We start from the raw sequence: 22125 nt of genomic DNA on the forward strand, positions 1-22125 counted from the left end.
ACTTACTTCAGGTTGATGATTTTCTTGGCATCAGCCTGGTTCTTCACACCCTTCGCCAGCGCCTGCTGGGCGGCCTGCTTGGCCTCCGGGATGCGACCTTCGGCATGCAGGACGCGTGCCAGGTTCAGGTAGGTCTCACCGTCCTTGGACAGCGGGGCAGCCTTCTGCCACGCATCGATCGCCTGCGGCACCTGGTCGGAGTAGTAGTAGGACTGGGCCAGCGCCAGGTAAACCTGGTAGTCCGGCTTCAGGATGCCCTTCTGCAACCCTTCGTTGATGACCGCGATGACGTCCTTTTCCTTTTTGTCGGTGTTGGCATAGATGGAGTACAGCTGCTTGTACTCGCGCTCTTCGGTGAGCTGGCCGCTGCTGCGCAGCTTGTCCATCACCGCGGCCGCCTTGTCCATCTGGTCGGCCTGCATGTACATGCTGGCCAGATTCAGCTGGGCCTTCTTGTCGTTCGGGTTCTTGGCGGCCAGCGCCTCGGCTTCCTTGACCGCTTCACCGGACTGGCCGGCTTCGGACAGGGCCGCCATCAGCAGCTGGTTCCAGTTGTCCTTCGGTTCGGCGGAACCGGCGATGGCCTGCTTCAGCACCGGGATCGCTTCCTGGTAGCGCTCCAGCTGGTACAGCGCCTGGCCCTTGGCGATCAGTTCTTCCGGCTTGGTCGACTTGCTCTCGGCAAAGTACTTGTCGAGGGTTGCCAGGCCTTCGGCGGTCTTGTCTTCCTGCAGTTCCAGCTGGCCCAGCATCAGCATCGACTGGAAGTGGCCGTTGTTGTCCAGCCCGTTGAACTGCAGGACCTGCTTCAGATAGGCGATCGCCGCCGGGGCGTCGTCGGTCTGGTAGGCCGCCTGCGAGGCCAGCTGCGCGGCCAGCGACTTGTCGTACTCGTTCGCGGCGCTGTCAGCCAGGATGGCGTCGGCCTGGGTGCGGGTCTCCGGGAACTTTTCCTTGTTGTAGCTGTCGATCATTTTCTGCAGCTTGCTGCCCATCTTGGCCGAGGCCTTGACCGTCGGCTCCTGGCGGGTCGCGTTCGGGTACAGCGCCTCGGCCTTGGCCTGCTTGCCGCCGCGGTTGCCGCGCTCGGAGGAACGCGAGGACTGCGCGAAGGCATCGGTGACCACGGCGCCGGTCAGGGCGGTCGCGACGAGGACGGAAAGCACAGCTTTGTGGTTACGGAAAATCATCGTTCACCTCGATCGAACCGCCGGTTAGCGGCAAAGTCGGACTGTCAGAAAAATCTGAGCCGCCAAACGTATCAGAAACAGATGGCGTGAGAAATCGTTTTATGTGCTGCAATACAGCATAGAACTGCGCACTCATCCGCACTTTGGCCGTAGCCCGGCCGCCTGCGCCTGCTGATAGACCGGCGTCAGGGCCGGGGCATCGCGTCGCAGTTCCTGGATCCGGTTGGCCGGATCAGGGTGGGTGGACAGCCATTGCGGGCTGCGGCCGCCGCTGGCGGCCATCATGTTCTGCCACAGATCGACTGCCTGCGCCGGATTGAAGCCGGCCTGGGCCATCAGCCGTTGGCCGATCACGTCAGCCTCGCTTTCCTGGGTGCGCGAGCCGGGCAGCAGGAAGGCGGTCTGCGCGCCCATGCCGCCGAGCTGGTTGACGGTGCTGGCAGCGCCTTCGCCGTAGGCCGCACCGGCCAGCGCACCGAGCACGGCCAAGCCGGTCTGCGCGCCCATCTGGCGGGTGATGCGCTCTTCATGGTGGCGGGCGATGACGTGGCCGATTTCATGGCCGATCACGGCAGCCAGCTGGTCCTGGTTCTTGGCGACGGTGAAGATGCCGGTGTTCACACCGACCTTGCCGCCGGGCAGGGCGAATGCGTTGGGCTCCTTGTCGACGAACACCGCCGTCTCCCACCGTACGCCACGGTATTGAGGCGGCAACTGCGCGACCAGGGCATTGACCACGCACTGCACGTAACCGTTCTGGCGGCCGTCGGTGCTGATCTTTTCCTTCTGTTTTGTTTCGGCGAACGCCTGTGCGCCGAGCTGGTCCAGCTGTGCCTGCGAGACGCCGCCCACCATCTGCCGGCGGCCGGTAGGGGAGGTGGTGGTCGCGCAGGCGCTGACCAGGGTGGTGATGACAAGGGCCAGCAGCAGTTGTTTCATGGAAGCTCCCCCGTGTTCATATGCGCAGTGTGTAGCGTAGCGGCTTAATCTTTCGTCAAGCGGACGCGGCGTTACGTTGACCCCAGAAACACCATCGCGGCAAGGGCAACCGCATTGTTCAACGCATGCGCGGTGATCGCCGCCCACAACGTGCCGGTACGCTGGTAGAGCCAGCAGAACGCAGCCCCCATGCCACCATAGACCAGCCACAGCTGTGCGATTTCGGCTGGGCCATTGGCGCTGGTGCCGGGGATCTCATGGATCAGGGCGAATGCGAGGCTGCTCAGCACCACGCCCAACCACGGGCGCCCCGCCTTCCACAGGCGGCCAAACAGCACGCGGCGGAACAGCAGTTCTTCGTAGGCTGGCGCCAGTACCACCGCGAACAGCACCAGGAACAACGGGAAACGTGCGATCGCGCTCTGCATCAGCGCCAGATTGGTGGGGACAGGCTCGATGCCGAACTGCTTGGCCAGGAAGGCAATGCCGTTGCTGCCGAGCACGATCAGGGTCGCCACCAGCAGGGTCCAGCCCCAGGTGGAGGGGCGGCGCAGCGCCTGGCGCGACGCCTGACGTTCGGCGGCGTTGGCTGGCCGTCGCCAGAAGTACAGCAGCAACGCAGCACCACCGGTGGCAAACAGCGCCATGAGAATCTGCGCAAGCGCGCCGGGCTGGCCCAGTGTCGCCGCGACCGAACCGGCGTCGGCCGTTCCACCGCTGGCCTGCGCATTGGCGTAGCCAACCACCACGCCACGGTAAAGGCCCCACAGCAGGCCGCTGATCAGGCTCAGGCCAAACAGGGTGACAGCGGCGATGCCCAGGTCGATGAAAAAACCCGCCAGCGGTGAAACGACACGCGGCGCGGCCGAGGCCGGCGGAATCGGGGGCGGGGCGGAAACCGGGGCGGATGCGGACATCAGGTACCTGCGTTCAAGGATCGAAGGCCGGCGCGCCTCCCCGCGCACCGGCCATCACCGGATTGTGTCAGATATCCAGGTTGGCGACCTTCAGTGCGTTGTCCTCGATGAAATCGCGACGCGGTTCGACGACATCGCCCATCAGGGTGCTGAAGATCTGGTCGGCTGCGACAGCGTCTTCGATGCGCACCTGCAGCAGTCGGCGGGTTTCCGGGTTCACGGTGGTGTCCCACAACTGCTCCGGATTCATTTCACCCAGACCCTTGAATCGCTGGATCTGGCGGCCGCGCTTGGCCTCTTCGAGCAACCAGTTCTGCGCCTTGGCAAAGCTGTCCACTTCGATCGACTTGGCGCCGCGGGAGATGGTCGCACCTTCGCGGACCAGGCCATGCAGCAGCTTGGACGCCTGGTGGATCGCGCGCAGTTCGCCGCTTTCGAACGCCGACATCGGCAGCACCTGGATGTGCTGTTCGCCCATGTGGCGACGGGTCACCAGCACGGCGGCCGGGCGCTCGTCGTTGGCTTCCTGCAACTCCAGGCTGAAGCGCGGGCTGCCCAGGCTGCCCTGGTTGAGGCGCTTGGCCAATGCATCCAGGCCTTCGCCTTCACCGGCATTGCGCAGGCTCTCCAGATCCATCGGCACGAAATCGACCAGCGCTTCGAGCAGGTTGCGGTCATAGCGGTGCGCGTTGCGCTCGATGGAATCGAGGGCAGCAGCGTAGGCCAGCAGCAGCTTCTCCAGCGCCAGGCCTTCGATGCCCGGCTCGCCGGTGGCCGGCACCAGCGCAGCGTTTTCCACTGCGCTGCTGGCCAGGTAGCTGTCCAGCGCCGGGTCGTCCTTCAGGTACAACTCCTGCTTGCCCTGCTTGATCTTGTACAGCGGCGGCAGGCCGGTGTAGACGTAACCGCGCTCGATCAGCTCCGGCATCTGACGGTAGAAGAACGTCAGCAGCAGGGTGCGGATGTGGGCGCCGTCGACGTCGGCGTCGGTCATGATGATGATCTTGTGGTAACGCAGCTTGTCCGGGTTGTACTCGTCACGGCCGATGCCGGTGCCCAGCGCGGTGATCAGCGTACCGACCTGGTCGGAGGACAGCATGCGGTCGAAGCGTGCGCGTTCCACGTTGAGGATCTTGCCGCGCAGCGGCAGCACCGCCTGGTTCTTGCGGTTGCGGCCCTGCTTGGCCGAACCACCTGCCGAGTCACCCTCGACGATGAACAGTTCGGACAGCGCCGGATCCTTTTCCTGGCAGTCGGCCAGCTTGCCCGGCAGGCCGGCGATATCCAGCGCACCCTTGCGGCGGGTCAGGTCGCGGGCCTTGCGCGCGGCTTCACGTGCACGCGCGGCGTCGACGATCTTGCCGGCGATCGCCTTGGCTTCGTTCGGGTTTTCCTGCAGGAACTCTTCCAGGCGCGCACCGAAGGCGTTTTCCACCGCCGGGCGCACGTCCGAGCTGACCAGCTTTTCCTTGGTCTGGCTGGAGAAGCTCGGGTCCGGCACCTTCACCGACAGCACGGCGATCATGCCTTCGCGCATGTCGTCGCCGGTCAGGTTGATCTTGGCCTGCTTGGCGATGCCGTTCTGCTCGATGTAGTTGTTGAGCACGCGGGTCAGCGCACCGCGGAAACCGGCCAGGTGGGTACCGCCGTCCTTCTGCGGGATGTTGTTGGTGAAGCAGTACATCGTCTCCTGGTAGGAGTCGGTCCACTGCAGCGCCACATCCACCACGATGCCATTGTGCTCGCCGGTAACCGAGATGACATTCGGGTGCAGCGGGGTCTTCAGCTGGGCCAGGTGCTCCACGAAGCTGCGGATGCCGCCTTCGTAGTGGAAGTCGTCGCGGCGGCCGTCGCCACGCTCGTCAGCAAGAACGATCTTGACGCCGGAGTTCAGGAACGACAGTTCGCGCAGGCGGCGTGCCAGGATGTCGTAGTGGAATTCCACGTTGTCGTGGAAGGCAACGGTGGACGGCCAGAAGCGCACGGTGGTGCCGCGCTTGGTGGTGGTTTCCAGCGTGGCCAGTGCGGTCACGGCGGCGCCGTCGCTGAATTCCTGCTGGTAGTGGAAGCCGTTCTGGAACACGTCCACCAGCAGCTTCTGCGACAGCGCGTTGACCACGCTGACGCCGACGCCATGCAGGCCGCCCGAAACCTTGTAGCTGTTGTCGTCGAACTTGCCGCCTGCGTGCAGGACGGTCATGACGACTTCGGCCGCAGACACTTCGCGACCGAGCTTGGCACTCATCTGTTCGTGCTTGCCGGTCGGGATACCACGGCCGTTGTCGGACACCGAAACCGAACCGTCAGCGTGGATCGTCACCGCGACATGGTCGGCGTGGCCGGCCAGCGCTTCGTCGATCGAGTTGTCGACGACCTCGAACACCATGTGGTGCAGACCGGTGCCGTCATGCACATCACCGATGTACATACCGGGACGCTTGCGGACAGCCTCCAGGCCTTCCAGGGCGGTAATGCTGTTGGCGTCGTAATTGCCGTTGTTTGCCGGGGTGTTCTGTTCGTCGCTCATTGCGCTTGCCGTAGGCTCCGCAGGTCGGCCACCGCTTGGAGCGATGCGCCGAGAATGAAAGGATTCCAACCCGAATTATACCAGCCGGGGTCGAGCGGCCCTGGTGTGCCCACTATGGCACAGCCACGATCTGTGCATGTTCCACGTGGAACCGGGCGATCTGGGTCAATTCCTGCAGCGCCGCCGGAGTTTCGGTGGCGGTGATGAAGATCTGTGCTGGGCCATTGAGCAGGCGCTCCAGTACCCGCGCCTGGTGGGTGCGATCCAGCTCCGAAGCCAGATCATCCAGCGCGATCACCGGCCATTCGCCACGCTGTTCGGCATAGTCTTCGGCCTGCGCGAGCAGGCAGGCCAATGCCGTCAGCTTGGCCTGGCCCCGGGACAGCGCATCGCGACCAGGAATGCTCTGGAAATCCACACTCCAGTCCGCCCGGTGCGGGCCGACCGAGGTGTAGCCGGCCTGACGGTCGCGCTCGCGAGCCAGAAGCAGGGCATCGGCCAGCGGAAGTTCATGCCGCCGCCATCCAGGACTCAGTTCCAGTCCCTGGATGGCGAGTTGCGGTGCCAGGCTGGCGGCCAAGGCCACAGTGCGTTGCTGCAGACGCTCCAGGTAGTGCTGGCGGTGGCTGGTCAGTGGTTCTCCAGCCTCGGCCAGCTCGTGATCCCAGGTATCGAGCATCCGCGACGGCCCGCCCTGCTTGAGCAGGGCATTGCGCTGCTTCAGCGCCCGGGAGTAGCGGCGCCACAAGGACAGAAAGTCCGGTTCCACGTGGAACAAGCCCCAATCGAGGAAGCGGCGGCGAGGTTCCCCACCACCACTGACCAATGCATGGCTCCCAGGCTCGAACGTCACCACGGCCAGCGCTGCGCAGAGATTGCCCAGTTGCGCGACATCTTCGCCGTCCAATCGCCCCTTCCAGTCCTGGCCACTGTGGCGCAGGCCAGCCTTTCGGCGGTGGGGCGAGTGATCGGCACGCTGTTCGTCCCATTCCACGAAGATTTCCAACGCTTCCTGGCCCTGGCGCACCAATCCATCACGCACCCGGCCACGGAAGCTGCGTCCATAGGCCATCAGATGCAGGGCTTCCAGCACGCTGGTCTTGCCGGCACCGTTGTCGCCGGTCAGCAGGTTCAATCCCGGCTGGGGCGACAGGTCCACCGCACTGAAGCGACGCAGTTGGTGCAGGGCGAGGCGGCGGATAAGCATGGGGCGCGAAAGACCATCCGCACGAGGCGGTACCGGGGCAGGGAATCCATCAGCTTACTGCATCGGTCAAGCAGGACGCGCTGCGCCAGCTGCAACGCGGAGCAGAGAGCTCTGCGCGCCAGGCAATCGCACGTTCCACGTGGCACCAGGGCATCCGCTTGACCGCTTACAGGCCTGGACCTGGCCAGAATCCCTTCAATTCTGCTGAGGGCGGCAGGGCATCGACCCTCAGATTTCAACGATTTAAGGGCCTTTGTACAGCCATGAGTGCGCGCTTCGGCGGGGGGCGTTCGGATGACCCGGCGGATTCCTTCAAATCTGCGATCCAGTGTCCTGGAGGGTTCCACAGATTTCAAAGAATTCAGCCCCTTCGTTTCACGCTGTCCACAGCGGGTCTGTATGACTTATACACAAGGTATGGGCAATCTGTGGATAAAAAAGGCCTTTTCCCTGCCGCTTAAAACTATCCACAGGTTCCCCCCCAGCCTGAGGGGCCTCTATACAGGGGGTTTCAGCCGTATAAATTTGTTTTAAATCATGCAGATAGCTGGTTTTTCCACGAGATCTGGCCCTACCATCACCACCATGCTTTAGATTTATACCCAGATTTAGAAGCTAGGCTCGGCCCGTTCTGCCCCGAATCAGCCCTGTGGACAGACGCGTTTGCAGAAGCAGCGGAGATCGCAGCATCAGTGGTGCCTCGCTTCGCCAATCCAGTCAGATCTGGCCGAATACACCCACGTTGAGAATCCAGGTACTGGCGTTTCCGATTGAATGTGATGCGTCAGCGAGCATTGGCCGCAATCGCGCTGGTCCCAACACCCGCCGTGAATCGTACTGAAGGCAGAGCGCTAGAAGGGGACCAGCGATGAGGGGGACGTCCCTGCAAACGGATGCTGCTCAACACCCCGACCCAATGCTCCACGTGGAACAAAAAAAAACGCCCGGGAAGATCCCGGGCGTCGTTCGGTTCCACGTGGAACCGCGCTGCTGTCAGAGGCGCAGCGGCATGACCACGTGACGCGACTTCTCGCTGCTGGATTCACGCACCAGCGCGGAGGAGTTGGAGTCGCGCAGCTGGATGATGACTTCCTCGTCGCGCAGCGCGGACAGCGCATCCAGCAGGTAGTTCACATTGAAGCCAATGGCCAGATCGCTGACCGTGGTGTCGGCCTCGATCTCTTCCTGGGCTTCTTCCTGCTCCGGGTTATGCGCACTGATCTTCAGGTTGCCCGGCGAGACTTCCACGCGGATGCCGCGGTACTTCTCGTTGGACAGGATCGCGGCACGCTGCAGCGAGGCACGCAGGGCTTCGCGATCCACCTTCACTTCACGGTCGGCACCGATCGGAATCACTGCTTCGTAATCCGGGAAGCGACCGTCGATCAGCTTCGAGGTGAAGGTGACATCGTCGCGCTTCACGCGGACATGGCTGCGGCCGACTTCCAGCTCGATCTCGCGATCGCCGCTTTCCAGCAGGCGCTGCAGCTCGGTCACGCCCTTGCGCGGCACGATGATCTGGCGCTTGGAACCGCTGGGCTTGGCCAGGTCGGTTTCGCACAGGGCCAGGCGATGGCCGTCGGTGGCAACAGTGCGCAGGGCATCGCCGCGCAGATCGAACAGCAGGCCGTTGAGGTAGTAGCGCACGTCCTGCTGGGCCATCGCGAACGCGGTGCGTTCGATCAGTTCCTTCAGGGTCGCTTCGCCGATGGCCACGCGCTCAGTGGCTTCCACTTCGTCCACCGACGGGAAGTCGTTGGAAGGCAGGGTGGCCAGGGTGAAGCGGCTGCGGCCGGCCTGCACGGTGATCTTGTCACCGGTCTGCGAGACGGTGATCCGGCTGCCGTCGGGCAGGGCGCGGATGATCTCGAACAGCTTGCGGGCGGGAATGGTGGTTTCGCCGTCCTGGGCGTCTTCAACCGCGATCCGCGACACCATCTCCACTTCCAGGTCGGTACCGGTCAGCGACAGCTGGCCGTTCTGCACCTGGACCAGGAAATTGGCCAGAACCGGAAGGGTCTGGCGGCGTTCGACCACGTTGACGACCTGTGCCAACGGCTTGAGAAAGGCTTCGCGCTGCAGTGTGAAACGCATGTGGTTCCGTGCCCCTATGCTTTAAAAAATGTGGAATAAATCAAAAGCTTGGTGGTGCTGGTAGAGACAGAATCGCTGGAAAACAACGCTAAGTCTTTGTAAATAAAAGAATTTCAGACCTCGAAACCCTCTGTATTACCGACCCCCAGAGGGTGGGGAAAGTTGTGGATAAATTCAGCGCGATTTCAAACGCCATTTTTATCCACAACGTGTCCCGCGCTTGCTACCGGATTCTGCACCGTTTTGTGCGATGACGCCTCATCGGCATCCGTGCATCATTCGCTCAGCTTCCGGATCAGCTTGTCCCAGTCCTCGCGGAGCTTGCCGTCGGTTTCCATCAGGGTGCGGATCTGGCGGCAGGCATGCAGCACCGTGGTGTGATCGCGACCGGCAAAGGCGTCGCCGATCTCGGGCAGGCTGTGCTCGGTCAGTTCCTTGGTCAGGGCCATGGCGACCTGGCGGGGGCGGGCCAGCGAGCGGGTCCGACGCTTCGACAGCAGATCCTTGATCTGCAGGCCGTAGTAGTCGGCAACGGTTTTCTGGATGTTGGGAATGCTGATCGCCTGCTGCTGGGCGCGCAGCAGATCGCGCAGGGTTTCCTGGGCGAATTCGGTGGTGATCGCGCGGCCGGTGAAATTGGCGCGGGCGGTCAGCGTATTGAGCGCGCCCTCGAGGTCGCGCACGTTGGAGCGCATCTTCTTGGCGATCAGGAACGCAACATCATCGGGAATCTCGGCACCGCGCTCGCGCGCCTTGGCCAGCACGATCGCGGCGCGGGTCTCGAAGTCCGGCGGTTCGATCGCGACCGACAGGCCCCAGGCAAGCCGCGACTTCAGGCGCGCTTCCAGGCCCTCGACTTCGCGCGGATAGCGGTCACAGGTCAGGATGATCTGCTGCTTGCCATCGAACAACGCGTTGAAGGTGTGGAAGAACTCTTCCTGGGTGCGGTCCTTGCCGGCGAAGAACTGGATGTCATCGATCAACAGCGCGTCCACCTGCTGGAACTGGCGCTTGAACTGATCCATGGTCTTTTCCTGAAGGGCCCGGATCATCGCGCTGAAGAACTGTTCCGAACGCAGGTACAGCACCTTCGCGCCCGGATTGGCCTGGCGCATGGCGTTGCCGGCGGCGAACATCAGGTGGGTCTTGCCCAGGCCGGTGCCTCCGTACAGCAGCAGCGGGTTGTGCGCGCGGTCGCCCGGCTTCTGCGCCGCCTGGAACGCGGCGGCCAGGCCCAGCTGATTGCTGCGGCCTTCAACGAAGTTGGCGAACGTGTAGTGATTGTCCAGGTTGCCGGCAAACGGCACCTGCGGTTCGCTGGACACATGCGCCGATGGCGTGGAAACCGGCGCGTTCTGCGCCTCCACAGGGCGCGGGCGCGAGCCGATTTCAAGGAAAACGTCGCTGAAACCGGCGAAATGCGCCAGCAGTTCGCGGATCCGGGCCAGATACAGCTCGCGGACCTGGTCGACGATGAAGGCATTCGGTGCATACAGCACCAGGCTGTCCACGCGCAGATCGGCCTGCAGCGGCTTCAACCAGGTATGAACGTCTTCCGGCGGGAACTCCGCTTCGAGGCGCTCGAGACTACGGGACCAAGCATCCATCAGCAATAATCGTCCGGTGGCCGGGGCATGGACGCGACAAGGCGCCCAAACACAGGCCGGAAAGGGGGGAAATGGATGGCTCAGACTACCACCGAGCGCCCGCCTTCGGAATGCTTGTCCCCTACTTATTCACAAAAACATCCACAGCTATTGCACAGCCCAGTGAATTCGCGTAGCTGCCAGGGGTTGACTTGGGCCGGGGTACCTCTCTAGAATTTCCGGTTCTTTCCGTCCCATTCATACGAGAGGCCCCCAATGGCCACGAAGCGCACCTACCAGCCCAGCAACCTCAAGCGTAAGCGCGACCACGGCTTCCGTGCCCGTATGAAGACCGCTGACGGCCGCAAGATCCTGTCGCGTCGCCGCGCCAAGGGCCGCAAAGTCCTGAGCGCCTGATTGCCATGCCGCACATCGCGGCAGACGCAATCCCTTCGACAGTGAATACTGCAGACCCGCGCAAGCGATTCCCTCGCTCTGCGCGGGTTCGCACGCGTGCCGAATATTCAACGGTCTTCAACGGCGCCCGCCGTGTGTCCGATCCGCTGATGACCCTGCACTGGCTGCCGGCTGACCGGCCGGCCAGGCTGGGTCTGGCGGTTTCCCGCAAGGTTGATCCGAACGCCGTCGGGCGTAACCGGATCAAGCGCGTCCTGCGCGACATCCTGCGTCAGACACGTACCGACATCCAGCCAGGCGACTTTGTCGTCGTGGCTCGTAGTGCTGCGCGTTCCGCCAGCAACGACGAGATCCGCCAGGCCTTCCTGCGCCTGCTGCGTCGCCTGCGTGCATTGCCCACGCCGGGCGTGGACGGCACAATGCCGCCGCCTGATGGCATCGCAACTCCTTCTTTGACCGAGCCGGCATCGCGTCCCGGCCCCGCCGAGCCTGTCCGCTGATGAACCAGACCCGCGTATTCCTCATTTTTGCCTGGCTGATGGTGGCCGTGCTGCTGTGGATGGAGTGGAGCCGTGAAAAGGCTGCTCCGACCCCGGCACCGACGACCACGTCGGCCCCGGCCGCCGCACAGAGTGTTCCGGGCGCGACCCCGGGCGCCATCCCCAGTGCCCAGGTGCCGGGCGCCCCGGGCCAGGCTGCCGTGCAGGCCCAGGCCAGCGCCACCCCGGCCAGCCAGCGCGTGACCGTCACCACCGACGTGCTGCGCCTGGTGCTCGACGGCGGCCGCGTGCTGGACGCCGAGCTGCTGCAGTTCCCGCAGACCAAGGACGAAGGCAGCCCGCCGGTCCGCCTGCTGACCGAAGACCCCGCGCACCCGTACAGCGCGATCAGCGGCTGGGCCAGCGAAGACAAGAACACCCCGGTGCCGGGTGCCGACGGCTTCAAGCTGGTCGGCGACACCAAGGACTTCGTGCTGGCCAAGGGCCAGAACGAGCTGCAGATCCCGTTCGTGTGGACCGCCGACAACGGCGTGACCATCAAGCGCACCCTGACCGTCTCGCGCAACGAGTACGCCGTGCGCTTCAAGGACGAAGTCAGCAACGCTGGCGCCGCCCCGTGGAACGGCTACGTCTACCGCACCCTGGACCGCACCCCGACCATCCTGTCGCGGAGCATGACCAACCCGGATTCGTTCAGTTTCAACGGTGCCACCTGGTACGACAACGACAAGAAGTACCAGCGTCGTGCGTTCAAGGACTACCTGGAAGACGGCACGCTGAACCAGAACATCACCGGTGGCTGGCTGGCGATGCTGCAGCACCACTTCTTCACCGCCTGGATCCCGCAGAAGGACCAGACCGCGCACTACGTGCTGTCGCAGGTGGCCGGTCGTGACCTGATCGAAGCGCGTGGCCCGGCCTTCACCGTGGCCCCGGGCCAGTCCACCAGCACCGAAGCCCGCCTGTGGGTTGGCCCGAAGCTGGTCAACCTGATCGCCAAGGAAGACGTGCCGGGCCTGGACCGCGTGGTCGACTACAGCCGCTTCTCGATGATGGCGGTGATCGGCCAGGGCCTGTTCTGGGTGCTGAACCAGGTGCACAAGCTGGTCGGCAACTGGGGCTGGGCGATTGTCGGCCTGGTGGTGCTGCTGAAGCTGGTGCTGTACCCGCTGTCGGCCGTGCAGTACAAGAGCGGCGCCAAGATGCGTCGCTTCCAGCCGCGCATCGCGCAGTTGAAGGAACGCTACGGCGATGACCGCCAGAAGTTCCAGACCGCGATGATGGAGCTGTACAAGAAGGAAAAGATCAATCCGATGGGCGGCTGCCTGCCGATCCTCATCCAGATGCCGATCTTCTTCGCCCTGTACTGGGTGCTGGTCGAGTCGGTCGAACTGCGCCAGGCGCCGTGGCTGGGCTGGATCCAGGACCTGACCGCACGCGACCCGTACTTCATCCTGCCGGTGATCAACGTGGCGGTGATGTGGTTCACCCAGAAGCTCACCCCGGCACCGGGCATGGACCCGATGCAGCAGAAGATGATGCAGTTCATGCCGCTGGTGTTCGGCGTCATGATGGCCTTCATGCCGTCCGGCCTGGTCCTGTACTGGGTGGTCAACGGCGGCCTGGGCCTGCTGCAGCAGTGGTGGATGACCAAGCGCCATGGCGGCGAGCCGGTCCCGGCCACCACCGCCCCGGCTCCGGTCAAGAAGAAATAATCCCGACCGACCCGCAAAAGCCCGCCGCAAGGCGGGCTTTTCGCATGCGGCGTTAGAATTCCCCGGACACCGTTCCTCCCACTTCCGAGTCCGCCATGCCGCGTGCGTCGTCGTTCCGCCTGTTCCTGCCTTCGCTGCTGCTCACCCTGGTCGTTGCCGGCTGTGGTGACAAGGACGCGAAGGCACCGGCGACCACCGTCACCCAGCCCAGCGCGCAGGCGGCTGCTGCTGCCGATCCGGCCGCTGCACCGTTGCTGGCTGCGTTGCAGAAGCAGCTCGACGGCTACCGCCGGATCATCGTGCTGCTGGCCGACGAGGAACAGCAGTCGGCCGCCGACCGTGGTACCTCCACGCGCGTGGGCCAGCAGCTGTTCCACGATGGGCTGGAACAGCGCACGGCGATCGCCGCACAGTTCGATACGCTGCTGCGTGGTTCCAGCCCCCAGCGCTTCGCCACCCTCGGCACCGTGCTGGACTACATCGAGTCGGCGCCGGAACTGTTCGACGCCGACCGCCTGGCTTTCCGCGAAGTGCTGCGCGATCTGCATGAGCGCGTCGGCACCGACTCTTCGCTGCCGGCGGTGAAGCTGCACCAGCGCATCGGCGAGGACCTGGAAGCGCTCGATGAGATCGAACGCAACTACAACCAGGAACTGACCCGCATCTTCAGCCGCTTCGAACGCACCCGTGCCATCGAGCTCAAGCGCGAGAAGTGGGAGGACTACATCGCCCACCTGCACAAGGACTACAACCGCGAAGCGATCCTGCGCGACTACGGCGTGATCGAGCCGTACCCGATGTCGATGAAGGACAGTGACCGCGAGATCTTCGGCCGCGACCTGCCGGCCAAGACCGTGGTGCTGACCTTCGACGATGGCCCGCACAAGGCCTATACCGATGAAGTGGTGGCCATCCTCAAGCGCTACGACGTGCCGGGAGTGTTCTTCGAAGTGGGCCGCAACCTGGGCAAGGTGGAAGCCGATGGCAAGGTCAGTCTCGGCCCGATGGCGAAGATCAGTCGCAATCTGATGGAGGAGGGCTATGCGGTGGGCAACCACAGCCTGACCCACGCCCAGCTCTCGCGCACCACCGGTGATGCGCTGCGCCAGCAGGTGCTGGACACCGACACGCTGCTGAAGGATGTCGACAGCAAGCGTGCACCGCTGTTCCGCTTCCCCTATGGCGCGCGCAACGCCGAAGGCCTGCAGCTGCTCAACGAGGCCGGGCTGAAATCGATCATGTGGAACATCGACTCGATGGACTGGGCCGACCCGGTCCCGGAGTCGATCGTGCAGCGCGTGCTCGACCAGGTGAACAAGGAACAGCGCGGCATCATCCTGTTCCACGACATCCACGATCGTGCGGTGAAGGCGCTGCCGCAGATCCTCGACCGCCTGATTGCCGATGGCTACCAGTTCGCAGGCTGGAACGGCCGCGACTTCACCGTTGCCCGCGCGCGCAAGGGCGACACCGGTGCCGCCACCGTCACCACTGGCTACGAGAAGTCGTGGGCGATCGTGGTCGGCATCGACAACTACGCCAAGTGGCCGAAGCTGGAGTACGCCAGCCATGACGCGCAGGCGGTGGCCGACACGCTGACCGGGCAGTTTGGTTTCCCGTCCTCGCAGGTGATCGTGCTGAAGAACGAGCAGGCCACCCGCAACAACATCCTGGCCGCCTTCCACGACCGCCTGGCCGATGACCGCACCGGAAAGAACGATCGCGTGTTCGTGTTCTTCGCCGGCCATGGTGCCACCCGCCAGCTCGCCTCCGGACGCGACCTTGGCTACATCATTCCGGTCGATTCGGACCCGAAGGAATTTGCCACCGACGCCATTGCGATGACCGACATCCAGAACATCGCCGAGAGCATGCAGGCCAAGCATGTGATGTTCGTGATGGATGCCTGCTACAGCGGCCTGGGCCTGACCCGTGGCGGCCCGGCGTCGTCGTCGTTCCTGCGCGAGAACGCACGCCGCAGCGCACGCCAGATGCTGACAGCCGGCGGCGCCGACCAGCAGGTCGCCGACGCCGGTCCCAATGGCCATTCGGTGTTTACGTGGGTGCTGCTGCAGGCGCTGGCCGGCAAGGGCGACCTCAACGGCGATGGCCTGATCACGGGTACCGAACTGGCCGCCTACGTGGCGCCGGCCGTCTCGGCCGTTTCGCACCAGACGCCGGCCTTCGGCAGCCTGCCCGGTTCGCAGGGCGGGGAGTTCGTGTTCCAGGTGCCGGACAGCCAGGAGTTCCTCAATGCCGATACGCGCCAGCTGACCGCCGATGCGATCGCACTGAACAACAAGGTCGAAGCCGCCAGCGAAGCCAAGGGCAGCCAGGCGCCGGTGACGGTGGCCGACCTGCAGGGTGGCAAGGCCAAGCTTGTGGTGCCCACTGCCGGCCCGGCGTCGGATCGCCAGCGCGCGCAGCAGGCCAATGACCGTGGCCTGCAGCTGTACCGCGAAAAGCAGTACGACGAGGCGGTGGCGCAGTTCACCGAGGCGCTGAAGCTGCGCCCGGACTTCGCCCAGGCTGCCAACAACCTCGGATTCGTCTACTACCGCCAGCAGCGTTACGCTGAAGCCGCACGCTGGCTGGAGAACACGCTGAAGATCGACCCCTCGCGTGCCGTGGCCTATCTCAACCTGGGCGACGCCTACTTCAACGCGGGCGACAGGGCCAAGGCGAAGCAGGCCTACACCACCTACCTGGCGCTGCAGCCGCAGGGCAGCGGTGCTGCACAGGCGCGCGCGCAGCTGGAGAAACTCTGAGCGATGGACGATACCTTTCGCACTGACACCATCGTCGCCATCGCCAGCGCACCCGGTGCCGGTGGCGTCGGCCTGCTGCGCCTGTCCGGCCCGCGCGCTGCGGCCATCGCCAACGCGCTGGGTGCGCCCGCGCTGCGCCCGCGCCATGCGCACTACGCACGCCTGCGCGATGCCGACGATGAGGTGATCGACGATGGCATCGTGCTGTGGTTCCCGGCGCCGAACAGCTTCACCGGCGAAGAGGTGGTGGAACTGCAGGGCCATGGCAGTCCGGTGCTGCTGCAGCAACTGGTTGCGCGCTGCATCGCGCTGGGCGCGCGCCAGGCACGGCCGGGCGAGTTCAGCGAACGCGCGTTCCTCAACGGCAAGCTCGACCTGGCCCAGGCCGAGGCCATCGCCGACCTGATCGCCGCCGGCGACAACCGCGCCGCACGCGCCGCTCGCCGTTCGCTGGATGGCGTGTTCTCACGGCGCATCGACGCCGTGGCCGAGCAGCTGGTGCTGCTTCGCATCCATGTGGAAGCGGCCATCGACTTTGCCGACGAACCGCTGGATACGCTCGGTGGTGCGCAGGTGCGCCTCGGGCTGGAACAGGCGCGCAGCGATCTGGCCCTGCTGCGCCGCGACGCCGAACGTGGCCGTCGCCTGCGCGATGGCCTGCACGCGGTGCTTATCGGTCCACCCAATGCAGGCAAGAGCTCACTGCTGAACGCGCTGGCCGGCAGCGAACGCGCCATCGTCACCGATATCGCGGGCACCACCCGCGACACCCTGCGCGAGACCATCCGCCTGGATGGCCTGGAACTGACCCTGGTCGACACCGCGGGACTGCGCGACGGCGGCGACGCCATCGAACGTGAAGGCATGCGCCGCGCCCACGTGGAGATCGAGCGCACCGATCTGGCACTGATCGTCCTGGATGCGTGCGATCCGGCGGCCGGTGAGGCTGCGCTGGGGCAGGCCGTGGCGGCGGTGCCGCACAAGGTCTACATCCACAACAAGTCGGACCTGCTGGATACGTTGCCCGCGCTGGATGACCCGGACCGTGTGTTCGTTTCGGCCGCCACCGGCGCCGGGCTGGACGACCTGCACGCGCGCCTGCGCAGCATCGCCTCGGCCGGGGCAGGGGAGCAGGTGGATGGCGAGTTCTCCGCGCGCACCCGCCACGTGGATGCGATCGAACGCGCACAGGAACACGCACAGCGCGCCGATGGCGAGCTTGCGCACGAACACCTGGAACTGGCCGCCGAAGAACTGCGGCTGGCACATGACGCGCTGGGCGAGATCACCGGCCAGATGAGTGCCGATGACCTGCTGGGCAGGATCTTCTCCAGTTTCTGCATCGGCAAGTAAGCCTTGGTAGTGCCGGCCGCTGGCCGGCAACCCAGCCGAACGAGCTGCTCGGGATCAGATCTCCGAAGGGGCTCTGACCCCGTCATCGATCAACCGCGCGGCTCACGCTCGGGTAGGTGCCAACCCTCGCTCAGGTAGGTGCCAACCTTGGTTGGCACAGTGCGTCCGGGGCCATGGACGCCGGCTGGCAGAGCGCCGACCAAGGTCGGCGACTACCGAATCCATGGGGTCCCCCACCTGTCACATTCCCGCCGCATACTGACGCCCATCACATACCGCTTGGGGAAGTCGCAGTGAAGTCGTGGGGTTGTGCGTTGCTGTTGTCGCTGGCCGTGGCACCATCGGTGGCCATGAGTGCTGAATCCTCCACCCCGGCCGCACCCAAGGTGTCGGTCTACGGCCATCGCGGGGCAAGCGCACTGTTGCCCGAGCACACCCTGGCGGCCTATGCACAGGCCATCGCCGATGGCGCCGACTACATCGAACCGGACCTGGTGATGACCAGGGACGGGGTGATGGTGGCCCGCCACGAGAACGAGATCGGCGGTACCACCGACGTCGCCTCGCATCCGGAGTTCGCCAGCCGCCGCACCAGCAAGGTGATCGACGGTCAGAAGGTCGACGGCTGGTTCACCGAAGACTTCACCCTGGCAGAGCTGAAGACCCTGTACGCCCGTGAGCGCCTGCCGGAACTGCGCAGCACCGCCTACGACGGCCAGTTCCGTATCGCCAGCCTGGACGAGATCCTGGCCTTCCTGGTGCAGCAGGCCGGGCGCGCCAACCGTGGCATCGGCCTGGTCCCGGAGATCAAGCACCCGACCTACTTCCAGTCCATCGGCCTGCCGATGGAAGACAAGCTGCTGGCCGCACTGCGTGGCAATGCCTATACCAACGTTGGCCCGGTCACCATCCAGTCGTTCGAGACCGCCAATCTGCGCTACCTGCGCGGCAAGATTCCGCGCGGCAGCAACATCCGCCTGCTGCAGCTGCTGTGGAAGGGCGACACCCAGCCAGCCGACATCGCCAAAGCCGGTGGCAAGCTGACCTACGCGCAGATGATGACCCCGGCCAGCTTGAAGGACATCGCCAGCTACGCCGACAGCATCGGCCCGGAGCTGCGTTCGATCATTCCGCTGGATGACAAGGGCGCGCTGGGCACGCCGACCACACTGGTGCGCGATGCGCATGCGGCTGGCCTGATGGTGATTCCGTACACCTTCCGCCCGGAGAACCACTTCCAGGCCAGCAACCTGCGCAAGGGCGCCGACAACGCGCGCAATGCCGAGGGCTCGATTGCCGAGATGCGTGCCTATCTGGCCACCGGCATCGATGCGTTCTTCACCGATGACCCGGCGCTGGGCCGGCAGGCGGTGGATGGAATGGGCGCGGCGGGCAACGCGGCGGACTGACCGGCGTCAATGCGGCCGGGCATGGCCCGGCGCTACCCGGGGTGCCGGTGTGCTCTGGCAGGTGCCAACCTTGGTTGGCACACAACAACCGCGCCGACCAAGGTCGGCCACTACCGGGTCATGAGGTTGCCGGCCAGCGGCCGGCACTACCGTCACCTCAGCTGCGCGGCTCGTCCGGCCGGCGGAACGGGATCACCACGTAGTCCTGGCCTTCGCGCGGCTGCCACAGCACCGGCACGCGCTGCGGAGATGGCGGCTCCAGCTCGTCGTCGGCCAGCGGCTCGACCTCGTCCTCTTCGTCTTCCCAGCTGTAGCGTTGGCGCGGCGGCAGCGGGTCGGCGTTGCGGAACAGCAGCGCGGCGATGATGCCGGCGAAGGCGCCGCCCATGTGTGACTGCCAGGACACGCCGTCGGCGTGCGGCAGGATGGTCATCAGCATGCCGCCGTAGAACAGCATGCCGATCAGGCCGGTGGCAATCGCTGCACGGTCGCGGCGCAGCAGGCCCAGGCTGGCCAGCAGGAACATCAGGCCATGGGTCACGCCGCTGGCGCCCAGGTGCACGCTGCCCGGATTGCCCAGCATCCACGCGCCTATGCCCGAGCCCAGCCACAGCAGGGGCAGGGCGCGCACGGTGGCTTTCGGGTAGACGCTGCCGGCCAGCGTGCCGAGGATCAGGATCGCGATGCTGTTGGCGACGATGTGCTCGACCGAGGCATGCAGCATCGGGCCGCCGATCAGGCCAAGCAGGCCCTTGGCTTCCAGCGGCGCGACCGCCCACGGTCGCCAGTCGAACGTGCCCTGCAGGGCGAACACGGCCACCAGCGCCAGCACGGCGGCCAGGCTGACATTGAACGCCCGCAGGATGCGCGAGCGGTCATTGCGGGGGGCCGGCACGTCGCCGGCGGGCAGGGGCGCGTTGTTGTCCATACCTCAGCAATGGCGGTGACTGGCGCGAAACCAAGGCCACCGCTGCGGGAGAGTGGAAACGGCCGGCGGGACAATCCCGCCGGCCGCGCCGTTCAACGGGTCAGGCTCAGGCCTGGCCTTCGCCTTCCTTCGGCGGGTACTTCAGGCTCAGCACCACGGTGGCGGCGATGATCACTGCGACCACGCCCAGCGACACCGGGGTCGGGATCTTGAACAGGTCGATGATCATCATCTTGATGCCGATGAAGCCCAGCACCAGCGCCAGACCGTACGGCAGCAGGTGGAAGCGGTCGGCCATGCCGGCCAGCAGGAAGAACATCGCACGCAGGCCCAGCACCGCGAACACGTTGGAGGTGAGCACGATGAACGGGTCGGTGGTGATTGCGAAGATTGCCGGGATGCTGTCCACCGCGAAGATCACGTCGGTGACCGCGATCAGGATCAGCACCGCGAACAGCGGGGTGAACCAGCGCACGCCGTCGCGCTTCACGCTCAACGCGTTGCCGGCGTAATCCGGCAGCAGGCGCAGGTGCTTGCGCATCCAGCGCAGCGCCGGGTTGGTTTCCAGATCAGGCTCCTGGCCAGCGGCGAACCACATCTTCCAGCCGGTGAAGAGCAGGAAGGCGCCGAACACGTAGAGCAGCCAATGGAACTGGCTGATCAGCACGCTGCCAGCGAAGATCATGATCGTACGCAGCACGATCGCACCCAGGATGCCGATGATCAGCACCTTCTGGCGCTGTTCCTCGGGCACCGCGAAGTAGCTCATGATCATCAGGAAGACAAAGATGTTGTCGACCGCCAGCGCCTTCTCGACCAGGTAGCCGGTCAGGAACTCGAGGCCGACCTTGTTGGCCACCACCTGGCCCGCGGTCTCATTCAGGTAGTACCAGAGGCCCGCATTGAACAGCAGGGCCAGCGCGACCCAGCCGATGGACCACCACAGGGCCTCCTTGAAGGTGACCTTGTGCGGTCCACCATGGCGCATCAACACGAGGTCGACCAGCAGGGCGATGACCACCACCGCTGCGAAGCCGCCCCACAACCACACGTTACCGATCGTCTGCATTGGGAATGTCCGTTGGAAAGATGAATGCCAGGCCGGACGGCGAGGATCTGCAACGGAGGATCGGGAGGGGGATCCAGGGACAGAGCTTCGCCAGTACGGCGAAGGTCTCGCTCGCAGTTCCAGTCGGCTGGAACTGCCGTTGCACCGGAGCCTGCGGGCTCGAAATGACGGCGACAACGTCTGGGAGCTACTCCCCTTCTGGCGCCGATTCTGCCGTCTGGCCGGGCCGCCGTCAAATGGGCGGCGGCGGGGTCGGAGCCCCTTCGGGGATCTGACCCCGGTGCCCGGTTTACAATAGGTGGATGAATACCCCCCTTCCGATTGTCCGCCTCAAGAATGCGTGGCGTTCCAGCCACCCGTGGATCTTCCAGAAACTGGTCGAGAAGCCGACCGTCCGGCCCAAGCCCGGTTCCATCGTCGACGTGGTCGGCATCGATGGCGAGTTCATTGGCCGCGGGTTCTACAACGGGCACTCGCGCATTGCCGTGCGCATCCTCGAAACCGACCAGAACGTACCGGTCGATGCCGGCTGGTTCTCGCGCAAGATCGCCCAGGCGGTGTCGCTGCGCCGTGAGGTGCTGAAGCTGGACGCGGTGTCCGACGCCTGGCGCGTGGTGCACAGCGAAGGCGACGGCCTGTCCGGGCTGGTGGTCGACCGCTACGGCGACCTGGTGGTGGTCGAGTTCTTCGCCGCCGGCATGTTCCGCCATCGCGAGTGGATCTATGACGCCCTGCGCGAGCAGTTCCCGGGTTGCCGCTTCCACAGCTTCGCCGACGAGCACGTGCAGAAGCAGGAAAGTTTCGACTTCCACGGCAACACCACCACCGAAGCGTCGGTGATCACCGAGTACGGCATCAAGTTCCGCGCCGACCCGGCCGGTGCGCACAAGACCGGCTTCTTCGCCGACCAGCGCGAGAACCGCGAGTGGCTGAGTCAGCAGGTGGAAGGCAAGAGCGTGCTGGACCTGTGCTGCAACACCGGCGGTTTCGCCGTGTATGCGGCTGCGCGTGGTGCTTCGGAAGTGGTCGGCATCGACATCGATGAAGACGTCATCCAGATCGCCAAGGGCAATTCGCGCCTGAACAACGTGCGTCCGAAGTTCGTCCAGTCCGACATCTTCCCGTGGCTGCGTGATGCCGCCAACCGCGGCGAGCAGTACGACGTGGTGATCCTGGATCCGGCGAAGATGACCCGCGACCGCGACCAGGTGATCACCGCGCTGAAGAAGTACCTGGACATGAACAAGCTGGCGCTGGGCGTGGTCAAGCCCGGTGGCCTGTTCGCCACGTTCTCCTGCACCGGCCTGGTGGCCGAGGACCAGTTCCTCGACATGCTGCGCCGCGCGGCCTATTTCTCCGGCCGCACGATCCAGATCCTGAAGGTGGCCGGCGCTGGTCCGGACCACCCGTTCATGGCCCACGTGCAGGAATCGCGTTACCTGAAGGCCGTGTTCTGCCGCGTGGTGGATTGATCCAAGGCTTCGGTGTTGCCGGTCGCTGGCCGGC

General features: G+C 64.9%; 16 protein-coding genes. 7 read left to right on the forward strand and 9 right to left on the reverse strand.

The genetic code is table 11. The features are described 5' to 3' along the window. Nucleotides 1-2: 2 nt before the first annotated feature. The 7 genes from EZ304_RS20550 to dnaA all read right to left on the reverse strand — a co-directional run bounded on the left by EZ304_RS20550 (nt 3) and on the right by dnaA (nt 10481). The gene (locus EZ304_RS20550) at nt 3-1190 is read right to left on the reverse strand and encodes a tetratricopeptide repeat protein (protein WP_142808017.1); all 1188 of its coding nucleotides are present in this window, start codon (nt 1188-1190) and stop codon (nt 3-5) included. A gap of 132 nt (nt 1191-1322) precedes the next feature. Beyond that, nucleotides 1323-2129 carry a M48 family metallopeptidase gene (locus EZ304_RS20555; RefSeq protein WP_010487422.1) on the reverse strand — a complete coding sequence of 269 codons (807 nt, stop codon included), beginning with the start codon at nt 2127-2129 and terminating at the stop codon, nt 1323-1325. Between the two features lie 71 nt (nt 2130-2200). Next, a complete protein-coding gene (locus tag EZ304_RS20560; protein ID WP_142808018.1) occupies nt 2201-3046 on the reverse strand; it encodes a CPBP family intramembrane glutamic endopeptidase in 846 nt (281 codons plus the stop codon). Nucleotides 3047-3113: 67 nt separating this feature from the next. Further along, the gene (gyrB, locus tag EZ304_RS20565; protein WP_142808019.1) at nt 3114-5573 is read right to left on the reverse strand and encodes a DNA topoisomerase (ATP-hydrolyzing) subunit B; all 2460 of its coding nucleotides are present in this window, start codon (nt 5571-5573) and stop codon (nt 3114-3116) included. Nucleotides 5574-5685: 112 nt separating this feature from the next. Next, on the reverse strand, nt 5686-6780 hold the full coding sequence (gene recF / locus EZ304_RS20570) for a DNA replication/repair protein RecF (protein WP_142808020.1): 1095 nt from the start codon (nt 6778-6780) through the stop codon (nt 5686-5688). Between the two features lie 993 nt (nt 6781-7773). After that, nucleotides 7774-8874 (reverse strand): DNA polymerase III subunit beta, encoded by a 1101-nt coding sequence (dnaN, locus tag EZ304_RS20575; protein ID WP_005411731.1) that lies wholly within the window; start codon nt 8872-8874, stop codon nt 7774-7776. A gap of 275 nt (nt 8875-9149) precedes the next feature. After that, the gene (gene dnaA / locus EZ304_RS20580; protein WP_005411730.1) at nt 9150-10481 is read right to left on the reverse strand and encodes a chromosomal replication initiator protein DnaA; all 1332 of its coding nucleotides are present in this window, start codon (nt 10479-10481) and stop codon (nt 9150-9152) included. 255 nt (nt 10482-10736) lie between these two features. Between dnaA and rpmH the strand changes: the two genes are divergently transcribed. From rpmH to EZ304_RS20610, 6 genes are all read left to right on the forward strand, one after another. Next, a complete protein-coding gene (rpmH, locus tag EZ304_RS20585) occupies nt 10737-10877 on the forward strand; it encodes a 50S ribosomal protein L34 (protein ID WP_005411729.1) in 141 nt (46 codons plus the stop codon). Between the two features lie 5 nt (nt 10878-10882). Continuing rightward, complete coding sequence (gene rnpA / locus EZ304_RS20590) at nt 10883-11377, forward strand: ribonuclease P protein component (protein WP_021203275.1); 495 nt, start codon at nt 10883-10885, stop codon at nt 11375-11377. Next, nucleotides 11377-13092: a membrane protein insertase YidC gene (gene yidC, locus EZ304_RS20595; RefSeq protein WP_099554150.1), complete on the forward strand. Its 1716-nt coding sequence runs from the start codon at nt 11377-11379 to the stop codon at nt 13090-13092. Before rnpA ends, yidC begins: the two co-directional genes overlap by 1 nt. A 95-nt stretch (nt 13093-13187) precedes the next feature. Then, complete coding sequence (locus tag EZ304_RS20600; protein ID WP_099554152.1) at nt 13188-15860, forward strand: polysaccharide deacetylase family protein; 2673 nt, start codon at nt 13188-13190, stop codon at nt 15858-15860. A 3-nt stretch (nt 15861-15863) separates the two neighbouring features. Beyond that, nucleotides 15864-17213, forward strand: coding sequence for a tRNA uridine-5-carboxymethylaminomethyl(34) synthesis GTPase MnmE (mnmE, locus tag EZ304_RS20605; RefSeq protein WP_142808021.1), 1350 nt, complete (start codon nt 15864-15866; stop codon nt 17211-17213). 293 nt (nt 17214-17506) lie between these two features. Beyond that, a complete protein-coding gene (locus EZ304_RS20610; protein WP_099554156.1) occupies nt 17507-18622 on the forward strand; it encodes a glycerophosphodiester phosphodiesterase in 1116 nt (371 codons plus the stop codon). 157 nt (nt 18623-18779) lie between these two features. Here the strand turns inward: EZ304_RS20610 and EZ304_RS20615 are convergent, their stop codons facing one another. Together EZ304_RS20615 and EZ304_RS20620 are read right to left on the reverse strand one after the other, a co-directional pair. After that, nucleotides 18780-19550: a rhomboid family intramembrane serine protease gene (locus tag EZ304_RS20615; RefSeq protein WP_142808022.1), complete on the reverse strand. Its 771-nt coding sequence runs from the start codon at nt 19548-19550 to the stop codon at nt 18780-18782. 106 nt (nt 19551-19656) lie between these two features. Beyond that, nucleotides 19657-20619, reverse strand: coding sequence for a TerC family protein (locus EZ304_RS20620; RefSeq protein WP_010487446.1), 963 nt, complete (start codon nt 20617-20619; stop codon nt 19657-19659). Between the two features lie 302 nt (nt 20620-20921). Here EZ304_RS20620 and EZ304_RS20625 point away from each other — a divergent pair, with 302 nt between their 5' ends. Then, a complete protein-coding gene (locus EZ304_RS20625; protein WP_010487449.1) occupies nt 20922-22091 on the forward strand; it encodes a class I SAM-dependent rRNA methyltransferase in 1170 nt (389 codons plus the stop codon). The last annotated feature ends 34 nt before the right edge of the window (nt 22092-22125 follow it).

It is taken from the genome of Stenotrophomonas maltophilia, assembly GCF_006974125.1.
GTDB lineage: Bacteria > Pseudomonadota > Gammaproteobacteria > Xanthomonadales > Xanthomonadaceae > Stenotrophomonas > Stenotrophomonas maltophilia_O.

What these genes read in the sequence shown, in the direction of transcription:
- yidC (WP_099554150.1), top strand. Translation starts at nt 11,377, where the DNA reads ATGAACCAGACCCGCGTATTCCTCATTTTTGCCTGGCTGATGGTGGCC.
- gyrB (WP_142808019.1), bottom strand. Translation starts at nt 5,573, where the DNA reads ATGAGCGACGAACAGAACACCCCGGCAAACAACGGCAATTACGACGCC.
- recF (WP_142808020.1), bottom strand. Translation starts at nt 6,780, where the DNA reads ATGCTTATCCGCCGCCTCGCCCTGCACCAACTGCGTCGCTTCAGTGCG.
- mnmE (WP_142808021.1), top strand. Translation starts at nt 15,864, where the DNA reads ATGGACGATACCTTTCGCACTGACACCATCGTCGCCATCGCCAGCGCA.
- EZ304_RS20620 (WP_010487446.1), bottom strand. Translation starts at nt 20,619, where the DNA reads ATGCAGACGATCGGTAACGTGTGGTTGTGGGGCGGCTTCGCAGCGGTG.
- EZ304_RS20560 (WP_142808018.1), bottom strand. Translation starts at nt 3,046, where the DNA reads ATGTCCGCATCCGCCCCGGTTTCCGCCCCGCCCCCGATTCCGCCGGCC.
- EZ304_RS20555 (WP_010487422.1), bottom strand. Translation starts at nt 2,129, where the DNA reads ATGAAACAACTGCTGCTGGCCCTTGTCATCACCACCCTGGTCAGCGCC.
- EZ304_RS20625 (WP_010487449.1), top strand. Translation starts at nt 20,922, where the DNA reads ATGAATACCCCCCTTCCGATTGTCCGCCTCAAGAATGCGTGGCGTTCC.
- dnaN (WP_005411731.1), bottom strand. Translation starts at nt 8,874, where the DNA reads ATGCGTTTCACACTGCAGCGCGAAGCCTTTCTCAAGCCGTTGGCACAG.
- rnpA (WP_021203275.1), top strand. Translation starts at nt 10,883, where the DNA reads ATGCCGCACATCGCGGCAGACGCAATCCCTTCGACAGTGAATACTGCA.
- EZ304_RS20615 (WP_142808022.1), bottom strand. Translation starts at nt 19,550, where the DNA reads ATGGACAACAACGCGCCCCTGCCCGCCGGCGACGTGCCGGCCCCCCGC.
- EZ304_RS20600 (WP_099554152.1), top strand. Translation starts at nt 13,188, where the DNA reads ATGCCGCGTGCGTCGTCGTTCCGCCTGTTCCTGCCTTCGCTGCTGCTC.
- EZ304_RS20550 (WP_142808017.1), bottom strand. Translation starts at nt 1,190, where the DNA reads ATGATTTTCCGTAACCACAAAGCTGTGCTTTCCGTCCTCGTCGCGACC.
- rpmH (WP_005411729.1), top strand. Translation starts at nt 10,737, where the DNA reads ATGGCCACGAAGCGCACCTACCAGCCCAGCAACCTCAAGCGTAAGCGC.
- dnaA (WP_005411730.1), bottom strand. Translation starts at nt 10,481, where the DNA reads ATGGATGCTTGGTCCCGTAGTCTCGAGCGCCTCGAAGCGGAGTTCCCG.